The organism is Vibrio frigidus (genome assembly GCF_042465995.1).
In the GTDB taxonomy this organism is placed as follows: Bacteria; Pseudomonadota; Gammaproteobacteria; order Enterobacterales; family Vibrionaceae; genus Vibrio.
On sequence record NZ_JBCDMC010000011.1, the window covers coordinates 34,118 to 48,011 of the forward strand.

Sequence of the window (13,894 nt, forward strand, 5' to 3'; positions counted from 1 at the left end):
ATTTTGCATGTAAATTACATTTGATTTAAAAGGAAGTTTAATAGTGGCTACAATTAACGATGTTGCACAGGCAGCAGGGGTATCGACTGCAACGGTATCTCGTGTCATTAATCAATCACTGAGTGTGTCACCAGAAACCGTACAACTGGTTGAAAGTGCCATGATTCAGGTTGGATACAAAATAAAAGGGAATCAACGCCTTACTATCAACCAAGGGTTGAATGCGATTGGATTGATCGTTAGCCGTTTTAACTCGCCATTTTATGGATTATTGAGTCAAGGTGTAGAGAAAATTGCGAAGCAATATGAAAAAAAAATGATCGTCGCGAGTGGTAATTATGACTCTGACTGCGAAGAAGATGCGATCAAATTCATGCTAAGTAAAGGGTGCAAAAATATTGTCATCCATAGCAAAACAATGAGTGATCAAGCATTGATTCAATATGCGAAGCAAATTCCTGGGTTTGTTGTCATCAATCGGCGTGTGCCAACAATCGAAGATCAGTGTGTATGGCTGGATAATAGTGAAGGCACTTATCAAGCTACCAGTTATCTCATTGAACAAGGACATCGACGCATAGCGTATTTGTCATGTGAAATTGAAGTTGATGATAAGTTCCTTCGTTTTGATGGGTACCGTCGTGCGCTCGATGATGCAGGCATTGAGTTTAACCCAGACTGGGTTGAAGAGGTTCCATTTGGAGAGCAAGGAGGGGCACTGGCGGCAACCAATTTTTTAAATAAAGGGTTACCCATGACGGCTTTAGTAGCGTTTAATGATTTCTATGCAGCAGCGGCTATTCAAGTATTCAAAGAACACGGAATATTGGTGCCAGAACAGTTGTCCATCGTCGGATTCGATGATGTATTACCACAGTGCTATTTCTCACCAAAATTAACTACTATCCGTAGTCCTATCGAAAGTATGGCAATCAATGCGGCACGTATTTCTTTAGAAGGTATAAACAGCACTGTTTCACGCGCGTTTCATCCTTTACTAATAAAGCGCGAATCAGTGACGGCACTTAAAGCTGATCATCACTGAGTAAGCGTGATCTCTTTGATGCTGTGAATCGTCGTGCCAGGAGCTTTCATATTATTGATGCTAAATTACCCATAATGAATGGTATTTTAGTGTGATGTATATCACATGAAAATAATGAATAATTGCTCCATCGAGTGAGAGGGGCAGTTACCCCAACAAGTCGTCACTCATTTCAAACAGACACTTTAAGGGTAAATAAAATGAAAAAATTAACCGTTCTAGCCGCAACGATACTCATGAGCGCAACGGCATTTGCAGGTACTCAATCGGTTTATAGTGAAACAAATTTATCAACAGCTGGTTTCGCTTCTAAAGCGGCCGCGTACGAAGCGGGTTTTGACTACGTTGATGCATTGGAAACCGCGAGCAGTTCTGAATTAAAATTCAAACTAGCGCCCATTGGTGAACATTCCGTTTCCAATATCCAGTTAGACGACTCGATTGTGACGATTGAAGAGTTCTCTAAAGCTCGTGGTGAAATTTCTTACCGTGCTATCGTGAATGTTGATTATCATTTCGACGCTCGCGTAAACAGCAAAGATTAAATTCACGTTGTTTTAGAATTTAGAAAGCCAACAGATTTCGGTCTGTTGGCTTTTTCTATATTTGAGCTTTGGTTGCTATTGTCTTTATGTGATATTAATTACTTATCAACCTTTTCATAGTTGGCTTTCATTTCATCTGGTGCAATACCATATTCATAGTTCGCTAGGTATCCATCCTTATAGACCACCATCCCATTTTTATCCCAGCTGACTTGTATCGTCGCTGTTTCACCATCTTTACTTTCCAATAGACTCAACATTCTGTCATCTATCTTAATCGCTTTTATGGTTTTGATGCGTTTAAAGGGTTTAAATTCGCTAGATGTCGGTAATGGGCCGTAGGTATCTACCCATTTAGCTTTAGGTATCAACCACTGATTATAAATATTTTCAACAATAGGCTTGGGCATACTGGCAATAACGACATCGTCAGACATGATATTTTGGGTTTCTAGTGTTACTCCTCCCTTTCCATCTGAAACATAGGTAGCGAACTGAGTGCCAATCTCTGCGGCTATTGGTTACCGTCCCAATGTTACTGATTTCTTAACGAAAATCTCAGCGTTATCAAATTGTTGCATGATTTCAGGTATTTTTTGAAATTCAATAGGCGCCGAAAATACGCTTGACGAGGCTATTGCAAGTAGGGTGCTTAACGCGATTTTCTTAAACAAGATCTTTCCTTATTCTGAAGATGGTACCAGTACCTTAACAAAACAAACACAGTAAAAAATTGACGATCGTCATAAACATTGGTGAGCTAGAGTTCTATTGAACTTAAGCAAGAAATGCAGCAACGGGATTAGAGTTTTTCAAATTGGCTATTTGAATTTAATAGCATGTAATTGCGCCATGAATTTCCCCACACCAAAACGCCCCATAGGTTTATGAGGCGCTCACCCTATAAAAGGACGGTATTATTACTTCTTATATTTTGTGCGCGATTGCCTCTACCTCGACTAATACACCTAAAGGTAACGATTTAACTGCAAAACAACTCCTTGCAGGACTATTGGTACCAAACAGTTTTGCATAGATCGAATTGAACATTTGGAAATCTTCGATATTGGCAAGATAGCAAGTCGTCTTTAGTACTGTATCTGTAGAACCTCCTCCTTCTTCGATAACGGAGGTTAAATTTTTAAGAGATTGAATGCCTTGTTCCAAAATTCCGCCATCAACTACTTGGCCAGTATTTGCATCAATAGGCAATTGACCTGAAGTAAATATTAATTGGTCAAAAGTAGTCCCGTGAGAATACGGGCCAATAGCTTGAGGGGCGTTATTTGAGTTGATTATATGCTTCATTTTTTCTCCGTTATATATACGATTATTTATGTAAGTAAAACATCATTATAAAATAGACTGACTTACTACATGCTTAAGTTTTTTTGCAAATAGAATAGTTACTTATTTGCTTTATGTTAAGTATCTACCTTGCGGGTTTTATTTATAATGTGACACATAAAAATAACGGCGCCTAATTATAGTCTACTTAATATGTGAAATTTAAATACAGTTTCTAATGACTATATTAGTTGCCAAATATGACTTAAATTAATGTGGTTTTAGTGAATATTTAAAGCTGGTCTCGAACCAATTCCACCCAAAATTGAACACCAGTCATTAATAAATCATCATTAAAGTCGTACGTAGGAAGGTGTAACGCCACTCCCCCTTTCTCTCCTCTCGCACCGTTCCCAATCAGAATATAGCAACTTGGTACTTCTCTTTGCATAAAAGAAAAATCCTCAGAAGTACAGTATGGCTTACAAGTAATATCTACTTTCTCGTTTCCAACAATGCTTCCTGCTATTCGGGCTGCAATTTTAGCTTTTTCAGGGTCATTAACCGTAGACAAAACACAATTAGAAAACTCAAAATTATATTTTAGTCCTGCGGAGGCACACTGACCTGAAATGACACGTTCCATTTTGACCTTGATTTTCTCCTGTGTTTCATCAGAAAAACAGCGGGTGTCTCCAGATAGAGTCACAACGGTAGGGATAACATTAGCTCCACCGTTTGTTTCTATATTCGTAACCGACAACACTGCAGGTTCGTGTATAGAATCTAAGTCTCGAGTAATTATCGTTTGTAACGCCGTACCTATATGACATGCTGCAATGAGAGGGTCATTGCCTAAATGTGGTAGTGCCGCATGGCCACCTTCACCCAGAACTTCAATTCTAAAATGATTCTCTGCTGCCATTATTGAATTTGGACTGATTAGAAAGGTTTCTAATTCAACTCCCGGCATATTGTGCATTGCGTAGACTGAATTTATTGACCAACGTGTGAATAGCCCATCGTCAATCATTGCTTTTGCACCGGTACCTTGTTCTTCTGCAGGTTGGAATATAAAGTAAACGGTACCATCAAAATCACAATGCTGTGATAGTTGAAACGCTGCACCAAGAAGCATTGCTGAGTGCCCATCATGACCACAACCGTGCATCATATTGTCAGTCTTTGAACAGTGTTCAAACGCATTCGCTTCTTGTAATTTTAGCGCATCAAAATCCGCTCTCAATCCAATGGATTTTTTACTGTCTCCTTTCTTCAGTATTCCAACTAAGCCTGTTTTCCCAATATTTCTATGGACTTCAATGCCAAAACTCTCGAGTGTATTTGCAACAAAATCAGAAGTTAATGTTTCTTCAAATCCAAATTCTGGATTCTGATGAAAGAAATGTCGCCATTCAATAACTTTTTTTTCTAAATTCATAGGATAAGCCCAAGTAATGAGGTAAAGGAAAATAATGAACTACTTCTTCCTTTACCTGTGTAATGAATATTAAATATCGCTATTCAACAGCTTGCCATAGCCAGGACAAACTGCTTTTTTCCCACAAAGATGCATTGAATGCCAAAATAGTGCCGAATTACTAGAAATAACGGGTACACCATATTTTTCTTCAAGATACTGAATGTGTTCTACGGCACGTAGGCTTGTACAGGACATAAAAATTACCTCTGCCCCAGTATCTTTGATTAATACTTCAATACCTTCTTCAAAACTACTTAGTGGTGCTTTATGAATCATATTATCATCCATAATACCTAATGAAGTTATAGCAACCAATTCAAAACCAGAGCCCTCTAATTGCTCCTTAAGTTGTATATTTACATCGGTTGGATAAGGAGAAAATACGGCGATTTTTTTTGCGTTAAGATGTTTAAATGCCGCTTTAGCAGCACTCCACGGATTTGTCGTTGGGATATCACCTCGGCCTTCTGTTAACAAGGCAGATACCTTTTCTTCACCAATAACAAATGATGCAGAAGTGCAGGCAAACGCCATCACATCCATTGGGAGGCCGTCAGCGACTAAAAGAGCGGATTGACCAATACTCGTAGCAACGTTATCCAATGCTTCCGGAGTCATTCCATTTTCTTTAAAGACGCGATTACTAAACAGTGCCGCCTGTTCACCAAGTAAATGAGACCAGTCGGTTTCGAGAGTATGATCATTTGCTAGTTGTACAAGTCCAATATGAACTTTATTTGGACGAGGAGCTGGTTCAAATTTAAGCTTAACTTCAAATTCATTAAATTGTTCAAAATTCATAGTAATATCCTTTTATTTCTGTGATAACAATGTTCTTCTTATTCGACATTGTTTTCCTTATACGGAAGAGGCTTATGCCAGATATAGAAATATTATCGCCATGTTCATTTTTAGTTTGGTATTATTTGTGTTAATAATCGGTAGGCGTTTAATTAGCGTCTACCGAAAGTATTAACTACGAATTGGTAGCAGGTTCAAGAACCGGTTCTTCATTGGAATCAATTACGTTAATTTCCTTGTCCTTTTTAATTGCATAAGCAATACCGACAATAAAGGCTATTGCAGTCACAACGACAATGTATAATTTAATGGAAGTAATTGAGTTATATATAAGTATGCCTTGTACTACACCAGCAAGACCTACCAGTGTATAGAATCCCCATAAAGGAACATTTTTACCAAACTCTCGTGTTGCCCAAGCACTTGGGAATTTTTTAGGTAGCATCGCAATGGCTACCATCATAAAGATACCAATACAAATATCAGTAAGGATGTAAGTATTTGCTATGGTGCTTATGTTCCAGCCAAGAAGAATGGGTAACATAGAAGCTAGCCAACAAAGCGTTAATATCTTCCAAGGAGTGCCTCGTTTGTTGGTAACCGCAAAGCTTTTCGGGAACCATCCATCATGCGTCGCAGCCTGAATAGGTTGTACGTAAGAGGCGTAAACACTATTAATGGTCGTTGATAGCGCCATAAATGGTCCACAAATCATAAAGAACACGAATATTGGAGCGGAAAGAACTTCTCGAGCAACAAGTGTCAAAGGTTGATTAGCCACTTCATCAATCGGTAGAACACCAGAAGCAACGACTGAAACTCCAATATAAATAAAGACAATTGTAATGGTCGTGCCTATCATCCCAAATGGAATATCTTTCTTAGGGTTCTTGGCGTATTTACTGAAGTACATCAGATAGTATTGGCAGTATGTTGCAAAAGAGAGCAAACAAGCCGCTTTGAAAATACCCATATTGCCCTGTGATGCAAAATCTGGATTAGTACTTGGTGTAAGAAGGGCAAAATCAACTTGGCCGAATCCAATCAAGATAAATGTTGCGATACCAACCATAAGCAACGTTGTCATCATGTTTTGGAATCGAGACAAGGTATCTAGCCCGAACAAATTTATAACATAGAACACCGTTAAACCAGCTATCGCACCTGCAGAAGGAGTGACCGTTGGAAGCAAAGAGTTTATATAGAACCCTAGCGCCAAAGCATAAATGGCGACAGTAGGGAAATACAAGAAGAAGCTTACAACATACATACCTGCATATTTTTTCCCGAGTATCCTGCTGATTAGAGCGTAAGGACCACCATCCAAAACAAGTGAACCGCTGGCAAATAACATAGGTATGTTATAAAAAATCCCGAACACAATGGCGATACCAAAAGCTAACCACAAGGCATGTCCAGTAAGGCCTATACCAGCCCCAACGAGTGAAAATAGCCCGGCACCGACAGTGATACCGATACCCATAGCCAATAATGTCCATTTTCCAAGAACACTATGACCCACATCTCCTGATTTTGACATTTTAGTTTGCTCCCTTATAAGTGCTTTGTGGATATCCCGTTAAACACGTAATTTTCTTATATTGTTGAAAATTCATATTACTATCCTCTGTATAGCCTTAATTTGATAAACTAAGGCTTATCTCTCGGTGCGATTATTCGATGATGATCAGTTCAGGATCTGCTCGTCTTGATAGCCATTCAGCACCATCTTCAGTAATGACAATATTCTCTTCATGTAGCATCATTTTATTTGGCGCATATGTCATGCCTGGTTCTAGAGTCATGATCATGCCCGGTTTAAGAGGTGTATTATCGGTTGACGTGTTTGACGGTCTTTCTGTTAATTCCATGCCCAAACCATGGCCTACGCGGCCAATATCATTACCAAGAGCCCCGTTTTCTTCTAATACTTGCCACATTGCATTGTAGATATCAGTCGTTGTTGCTCCAGCACGGCATGCTGCTTCAAAGCCCTTAGTGGTCGCATCATAAGTTGCGCGATAAGCCGATTTAATCTCTTCGCTAGCACTTCCAAACGCCCAGTTACGGTCAAAGTCAGAAAAGTATCCATCCCATACAGCACCAGTATCTATTAGCAAAACATCGCCTGGCTCTATAATGCGGTCGGTTGGACCCATCAGAATATCGTAGTAACCATCAGGGCCAGATCCAGCAATAACAAAAGGCGTTTCATCTGCGCCTTCCATTCTTAGATCTAAACTAAACTGCTTACAGATATCCCGCTCACTCATACCCGTTTGAGCATAGGAAGGCACTTTATCGAAAGCTTCATTGGTAATACGACAGATCTCACGAGTTTTTGCTATCTCCGCTGGCGATTTAATTTGACGCAGTTCATGAACAGCCAGTGAAACGTCAACAAAATCACTCTTTACTAGTGTCGTTAGCTGAAGGTAATTATTTACTGGCATACGAAGGTGGGATTCAATACCAAGAGTGGCTCCGATTCGTCCATGCTTACGAGGGAGCGTATTCAATGTATTGGCCAATAAGCTAATACCATCATCTTCTGGCCTTGGTGATGACCATGTGAAAATATCATCGATCCATGTTTCAGCCATTCCTTTGGCCCCGATCTCTGGAATAACCGCTATAGGCTTCCCTTCCGCAGGAACCACAACAAACCAAGGGCGAGTTGGGCTATGCCAAAACTGGGAAAAGAATCCTGTAAAATAACGGACATTAGGTTCGGTGGTAAAAATCATCGCATCAAGATTTTGTTCATGCATCACTTTTTGCGCTCTAGATGTTCTATCTTCAAACTCTTGTAGAGTAAAACCACGATTAGGTTTATTCATATATACCTCTTCTGTTTCAATTAAATCATTATTATTATTGGTGTTATTATTGGTGTTATTATTTATTAGTAATTTTGGTTATTGCTTGTTGTAAATCTGAAATTAGATCGTCTGTACTTTCTAATCCGATATTCAATCGAACTAAACGACCTTCATAATCTTTATTTGGTCTTTCTATCGCTGGGTAAACTAATGCAAGGCTGGTTACTCCACCCCAACTCATTCCAATTTTAAATAGTTCTAAGGAATCGATAAATGCTTCAACTTGAGAAGCGCTTAAGTCATCTTTAAATACGAATGAGAAAACACTGCTAGAGCCGGTAAAGTCACGTTTCCAGAATTCGTGACCAGGGCAAGAAGGTAAAGCAGGGTGCAATACTTGTTCAACGTTGGGGTGTATTGCTAGCCAATTGGCTACTTCTAACGTTGATTTTTCAAGGTGGGCAAGTCGAACGGCAAGTGTTTGTAACCCGCGAAGCGCTAAGCTACAGTCGTCTGGAGAAACGGCTAAGCCTAATTGCTTATATCTAGAACCCACTTTCATTTTGAGTTCTTCAGAGTTAACAGAAACCGTGCCTAACAATAAGTCACTATGTCCACCAATGTATTTAGTCAGCGCCTGCATGCTGATATCAATACCATGAGAAAATGCATCAAAATGCACACCAGCAGCGTAAGTGTTATCTAACGCAACCATTACGCCCTTTTCGTGAGCAGCGGCACAAATTGCAGGAATGTCCTGTACTTCCATCGTTACTGAACCTGGGCTTTCTACCCAGATTAATGACGTATTTTCTTTTATAAGCCCGGCAATGTCAGCGCCTAACATAGGGTCATATGCTTCAACATCTATCCCTAAATCTTTAAGCATTCCCTGAGCCATTTCTTTATTTGGCCCGTAAGCGCTGTACGGCACTAATGCATGGCTTCCACTATGACATAAGGCAAAGTAAACCAATGCTATTGCTGCTTGGCCACCTGGGACCGCAAAAGTGTGGTGAGCATTTTCTAGCTGAGCAATACGCTCTGTTAATTCAATAGTGGTTGGTGTGCCGTATAAGCCATAACTGTAGCCATTTTCTTTTTGCTGCCAACCATCAACCACTTTTGATTGTGTTTCAAATAATACTGTCGAACCTCTGTATGTAGGTGTCACTAAAGATTTGAAGCCCGAAGCAGCTAACGTTTGAGGTTGGGCTAACTTAGTTTGCCAATGCATTATTATTTCCTTAATTAATTATTTATTTATCTATCAACACTTGAAATAATATCTCTTTTGGAATAAGAATAGCGCTCTCAATAAACTACGATAATGAGAAAATTTCCCAATGAACGTGCCAAATACACTCGATAATTTCGATAGAGAGATACTAATCACACTACAACAGGATAATAAGACTCCCCTTAGAATCCTTTCAGATAAAGTTTGCTTATCGCCAGCGTCAGTACAACGACGAATTAAAAAGATGGAGGATGATGGTGTTATTTGCGCGAATACCGCTGTCATTGCACCAGAAAAGGTGGGGCAGCTTATTACGATTATTGTTGAGGTGCATATTGAAAGAGCCCATACATCTGATATTGAGGCATTAAAAGCTAGTTTTTCTGGTCCAGCAATACAGCAGTGTTATTACGTGACGGGAGAGGCTGACTTTATATTGGTGCTTGGAGTACCAACCATGGCAGCGTATGAAAATGTTAGTAAAGAACTATTTTATAATAATAAAAACGTGAAATGGTTTAGAACAATTATTGCAATGGATCGTGTAAAAGCAACGCTACACCAGGCCATATAATAGTTTACGGATATTAGATTAATTAGAACTCTATTTTTCAACCCGAATGAATTTGAAGTTCACCTGGTAAATCAAAACTTGAGGGCTTTAATGATAATACTCGTAGATATTTAAATTGGACTCTAGATAAGTTTTCATTTCTTTTTGCGTGTAATGTAGTGCGAAATGCAAAAAGAAAAGGCCAAGTAAATTTCTCTACTTGGCCTTTTAAATCAATAGTTTATAAACTAATTTCTAGTTCATGCCGTATTTTTTTAGTTTCTTACGAAGAGTACCACGGTTGATACCCATCATATTTGCTGCGCGTGTTTGGTTGCCACGAGTGTATTGCATGATGGTGTCTAGTAGTGGTTGTTCAACTTCAGCCAATACCAGTTCGTACAGGTCGTCAACGTCCTGGCCATTTAACTGAGCAAGATAATTTTTCAAAGATGCTTTTACAGAGTCACGTAGTGGTTTCTGAGTGATTTGATCTTGTGAAGTTACAGTAGATACTGTTAGTGGTTCAGAAGTTAAATTTTGTTCGAACATATTATGTCTAGCTCTTCTAGTAATTTATGAAACAAATTGTACAAAGTAACCTTCGAGTGCATCCAGTTGCTGATTTGCAGCATCTATCGCGTTGAAGGTACGGCGAAACTCACTAGCTTGTTGATGTTCTTTCAGATACCAACCCACATGCTTACGAGCAATGCGGGGGCCAAGAAACTCACCATAAAAGAGATGAAGCTCTTGAACATGTCCAAGTAAAATCTCCTTCACTTCCTTCGTCGGAAGTTCAGGCATAGTGGTGCCGTTTTCCAAATAGTGTAAGATTTCCTGGAAAATCCACGGACGACCTTGGGCAGGCCGACCAATCATTAAAGCGTCGGCTCCAGTGTATTCCAAAACCTGTTTGGCTTTCTCTGCACTGTCGATATCACCATTGGCAATAACGGGTATAGAGATAGCCGCTTTGACGGCTTTAATGCTGTCATATTCTGCCTCGCCTTTGTACATGCAGGCTTTTGTTCTTCCGTGAAGAGCAAAAGCTTGTATGCCGCAGCCTTCGGCCATTTTAGCGATTTCGATACAGTTTTTATTGTCTGTATCCCAACCGGTTCGGGTTTTCAGTGTTACTGGTACATCTACTGCATTAACCACTTCAGTTAAGATTTTCTCAATCATCTCTGGGTGTTTTAGCAGAGCTGACCCCGCCAGCTTTGAATTCACTTTTTTAGCTGGGCAACCCATATTGATATCGATGATTTGTGCACCGTTTTCAACACTATATTGAGCTGCTTCTGCCATTAACTTAGGATCAGAACCCGCAATCTGTACTGAGCGAATACCCGATTCACCTTTATGTACCATGCGTTGCTTAGATTTAGCCGTTTTCCAGAGCTTAGGATTAGACGACATCATTTCGCTGACGGCCATTCCTGCTCCATATCGAAGGCATAACTCTCGAAAGGGTCGATCGGTGACGCCAGCCATAGGCGCAACAATCAAATTGTTCTTAAGTTGATGATTTCCGATTCTCAAAAGGTCTTCACAGTTCTAATCTAGCAAGGGCGCGCATTTTACGCATTTTTTCGATGCGTGAAAAGACTATTTTTTGAGCATTTACAAATTGTTTTCCAAATTGCCTAAAATTCAATCAATTAGGCGTATGCAATTACCGTTTTTTTATTCCTGAAATACGACACCACTCTTCAGTTTCAGCAATTGGGTCGATATCGAGCTCATCTCTGTAGTAGTTAGCAACATCTTCTGCTTGTGTGTCTAATACACCCGACATCGCTAACAGACCTTTCGATTTGATCAAGCCTTTAATCACAGGCGACAGTTCACGTAGCGGTGCCGCAAGAATATTGGCGACAACAACGTCTGCAATTAGACCTTCAGGTTGATCTTGCGGTAAGAATAACTCTAGTTGATCGGCAACCCCATTGCGCCTCGCGTTCTCTTTTGAGGCGGTGATAGCCTGTGGGTCTATATCGATTCCAATAACTTTTTTTGCACCAAGTTTAATCGCGGCAACCGCGAGAATTCCTGAGCCACAACCAAAATCGATGACAGTTTTACCTTCAAGGTCGATACTTTCTAACCATTCTAAACAAAGAGACGTGGTTGGGTGGGTGCCAGTACCAAAGGCTAGGCCGGGATCTAACATGACATTGATGGCGCTAGGATCGGGAACATCACGCCAACTAGGGCAGATCCACAATCGCTTGCCAAATTTCATTGGGTGAAAATTATCCATCCACTCACGTTCCCAGTCCTTATCTTCCAGTTGTTCAACTTTGTATGCAAAGTCGTCAGGAAATAGACCAGAACGGGTAACTTGTTGGATCACCCATGTGGTATCGATTTCTGCATCGTATAATGCAACGACATCCGTTTCTCCCCATAAACGAGTTTCTCCCGGCAGAGGTTCGAAAATCGGCGTGTCTTTCGCATCGAGAAAAGTGACGGAAAGTGCGCCTGTCTCTTCAGATAACATATCACCAATTTGCAAAGCATCTTTTGCTGTCGCATTGAGTTTTATTTGAATCCAAGGCATGAAAACGACCTTTTTGATCAGTTTGAATTGTGGGGGAGTCTAGCAGAAAGTCATTGGAATTCGAATGGTTCATCTAGTGGCGTTTAGAGTAATGAGGCTCTGTGGATGTACAATTAGTGGATATACTGGTTAAATATCTAGAACAGCGAACCATTTCTAAATGGTTCGATTGAATTGAGAGTGTTGCATTGAAAACAAAACTGATCACCCGAGAAGGTTATAACAAGCTTAAGCAAGAGCATGATCACCTTTGGAATGAGAAACGCCCTGAGATTACCAAGATAGTCACTTGGGCTGCAGGGCTAGGTGATCGTTCAGAGAATGCTGATTACACGTTTAACAAGCGTATACTGCGGCAGATAGACCGGCGCGTTCGGTTCTTGAGGAAGTTTTTACCAGAAGTCACTATTGTTGATTATTCACCCCAGCAGGAAGGCAAAGTTTTTTTTGGTGCTTGGATTGAAATTGAAAATGAAGCCGGTGAAACGAAGAAATTCCGTATTGTAGGCCCTGAAGAGATTTACGGTGATGCGAAAGGGTACATTTCTATCGACTCACCTATGGCGCGCTCCTTGCTTAAAAAAGAAGTCGACGACGAGTTCGCGGTGAAGACACCAGAAGGTGACAAAGAGTGGTTTATCAATTCAATTGAGTATGAGAAATAGTGGGTCATTCACGGATTGCTATGAATTAAGTAAATAAGCTTATTGTTGATTCTGACATGATTACTAACAATTTTTGACGTGCAATTTACTCTATAGATATGCGATTAGGTTATTATTATCTACGCTTAATAATAAGCCATACATTAATTGGAAGAAGTTGAATGCAAGAGAACCATAAAATCTTAGTCGTTGATGATGATGCTCGTCTCCGATCTTTGCTAGAGCGCTACTTATCTGAACAAGGCTTTCAGGTTCGTGGCGTCGCAAATGGGGAGCAGATGGACAGGTTGCTTAAGCGCGAGACCTTTCATTTAGTGGTGTTGGATCTTATGCTTCCGGGTGAAGATGGCCTTTCGATTTGTCGTCGCCTACGAACGGCAGAAAATATGATCCCAATATTAATGTTGACGGCAAAGGGTGATGAAATAGACAGAATTGTTGGGCTTGAAGTTGGAGCGGACGATTATCTACCTAAGCCTTTTAATCCTCGTGAGTTACTTGCACGTATTAAAGCGGTATTGCGTCGACAAGTTGTTGAAGCCCCCGGAGCACCAAGCTCGGAAGAAACGAATATTGAATTTGGTGAATTTCGCTTGAACCTTGGAACAAGAGAAATGTTCCGAGGTGATGAGTTTATGCCTTTAACGTCTGGTGAGTTTGCCGTGCTTAAAGCGCTGGTAAATAATGCCCGAGAACCTATGTCGAGAGACAAACTGATGAACATGGCAAGAGGTAGAGAATATTCTGCAATGGAACGCTCTATCGATGTACAGATCTCTAGATTACGAAGAATGCTAGAAGAAGATCCAAGCCATCCACGTTATATTCAGACGGTCTGGGGATTAGGTTATGTATTTGTTCCCGATGGTAAAAACGCTTAATTCTCT

The 13,894-nt window shown here is 40.2% G+C and carries 14 protein-coding genes and 1 pseudogene; 5 read left to right on the top strand and 10 right to left on the bottom strand.

Annotation, left to right across the window (positions count from 1 at the left end):
• Window positions 1–43: 43 nt before the first annotated feature.
• Together AACW90_RS17885 and AACW90_RS17890 are read left to right on the top strand one after the other, a co-directional pair.
• Window positions 44–1,045, top strand: a complete 1,002-nt coding sequence (locus AACW90_RS17885; RefSeq protein ID WP_390237127.1) for a LacI family DNA-binding transcriptional regulator — start codon at window positions 44–46, stop codon at window positions 1,043–1,045.
• Window positions 1,046–1,245: 200 nt separating this feature from the next.
• Window positions 1,246–1,590 (top strand): DUF3316 domain-containing protein, encoded by a 345-nt coding sequence (locus AACW90_RS17890; RefSeq protein WP_390237129.1) that lies wholly within the window; start codon window positions 1,246–1,248, stop codon window positions 1,588–1,590.
• A 98-nt stretch (window positions 1,591–1,688) separates the two neighbouring features.
• On the opposite strand, the pseudogene AACW90_RS17895 reads toward AACW90_RS17890, so the two are convergent.
• The 7 genes and pseudogenes from AACW90_RS17895 to AACW90_RS17925 form a co-directional block, all read right to left on the bottom strand.
• Window positions 1,689–2,267: pseudogene (locus AACW90_RS17895) on the bottom strand (hypothetical protein).
• 250 nt (window positions 2,268–2,517) lie between these two features.
• Window positions 2,518–2,898 carry a Rid family detoxifying hydrolase gene (locus AACW90_RS17900; protein ID WP_390237131.1) on the bottom strand — a complete coding sequence of 127 codons (381 nt, stop codon included), beginning with the start codon at window positions 2,896–2,898 and terminating at the stop codon, window positions 2,518–2,520.
• Between the two features lie 271 nt (window positions 2,899–3,169).
• A complete protein-coding gene (locus tag AACW90_RS17905) occupies window positions 3,170–4,318 on the bottom strand; it encodes a M20 aminoacylase family protein (protein WP_390237133.1) in 1,149 nt (382 codons plus the stop codon).
• 69 nt (window positions 4,319–4,387) lie between these two features.
• Window positions 4,388–5,161: a maleate cis-trans isomerase family protein gene (locus AACW90_RS17910; RefSeq protein ID WP_347997406.1), complete on the bottom strand. Its 774-nt coding sequence runs from the start codon at window positions 5,159–5,161 to the stop codon at window positions 4,388–4,390.
• Window positions 5,162–5,336: 175 nt separating this feature from the next.
• Window positions 5,337–6,701 carry an APC family permease gene (locus AACW90_RS17915; RefSeq protein WP_195704599.1) on the bottom strand — a complete coding sequence of 455 codons (1,365 nt, stop codon included), beginning with the start codon at window positions 6,699–6,701 and terminating at the stop codon, window positions 5,337–5,339.
• A gap of 133 nt (window positions 6,702–6,834) precedes the next feature.
• A complete protein-coding gene (locus AACW90_RS17920) occupies window positions 6,835–8,001 on the bottom strand; it encodes a M24 family metallopeptidase (protein ID WP_390237137.1) in 1,167 nt (388 codons plus the stop codon).
• 58 nt (window positions 8,002–8,059) lie between these two features.
• Window positions 8,060–9,220, bottom strand: coding sequence for a cystathionine beta-lyase (locus AACW90_RS17925; protein ID WP_390237139.1), 1,161 nt, complete (start codon window positions 9,218–9,220; stop codon window positions 8,060–8,062).
• A 109-nt stretch (window positions 9,221–9,329) separates the two neighbouring features.
• Between AACW90_RS17925 and AACW90_RS17930 the strand changes: the two genes are divergently transcribed.
• Window positions 9,330–9,797: an Lrp/AsnC family transcriptional regulator gene (locus AACW90_RS17930; RefSeq protein ID WP_195704596.1), complete on the top strand. Its 468-nt coding sequence runs from the start codon at window positions 9,330–9,332 to the stop codon at window positions 9,795–9,797.
• Window positions 9,798–10,031: 234 nt separating this feature from the next.
• Here AACW90_RS17930 and fis read toward each other — a convergent pair whose 3' ends face one another.
• From fis to prmA, 3 genes are all read right to left on the bottom strand, one after another.
• Entirely contained in the window at window positions 10,032–10,328 is a 297-nt protein-coding gene (gene fis, locus AACW90_RS17935; RefSeq protein WP_195704595.1) for a DNA-binding transcriptional regulator Fis, read from the bottom strand.
• A gap of 24 nt (window positions 10,329–10,352) precedes the next feature.
• Window positions 10,353–11,321 (bottom strand): tRNA dihydrouridine synthase DusB, encoded by a 969-nt coding sequence (gene dusB, locus AACW90_RS17940; protein ID WP_195704594.1) that lies wholly within the window; start codon window positions 11,319–11,321, stop codon window positions 10,353–10,355.
• Between the two features lie 133 nt (window positions 11,322–11,454).
• Entirely contained in the window at window positions 11,455–12,342 is an 888-nt protein-coding gene (prmA, locus tag AACW90_RS17945; protein WP_390237143.1) for a 50S ribosomal protein L11 methyltransferase, read from the bottom strand.
• A gap of 188 nt (window positions 12,343–12,530) precedes the next feature.
• Between prmA and greB the strand changes: the two genes are divergently transcribed.
• On the top strand, window positions 12,531–13,007 hold the full coding sequence (gene greB, locus AACW90_RS17950) for a transcription elongation factor GreB (RefSeq protein WP_195704592.1): 477 nt from the start codon (window positions 12,531–12,533) through the stop codon (window positions 13,005–13,007).
• A 161-nt stretch (window positions 13,008–13,168) separates the two neighbouring features.
• Window positions 13,169–13,888 carry an osmolarity response regulator transcription factor OmpR gene (gene ompR / locus AACW90_RS17955; protein WP_390237146.1) on the top strand — a complete coding sequence of 240 codons (720 nt, stop codon included), beginning with the start codon at window positions 13,169–13,171 and terminating at the stop codon, window positions 13,886–13,888.
• The last annotated feature ends 6 nt before the right edge of the window (window positions 13,889–13,894 follow it).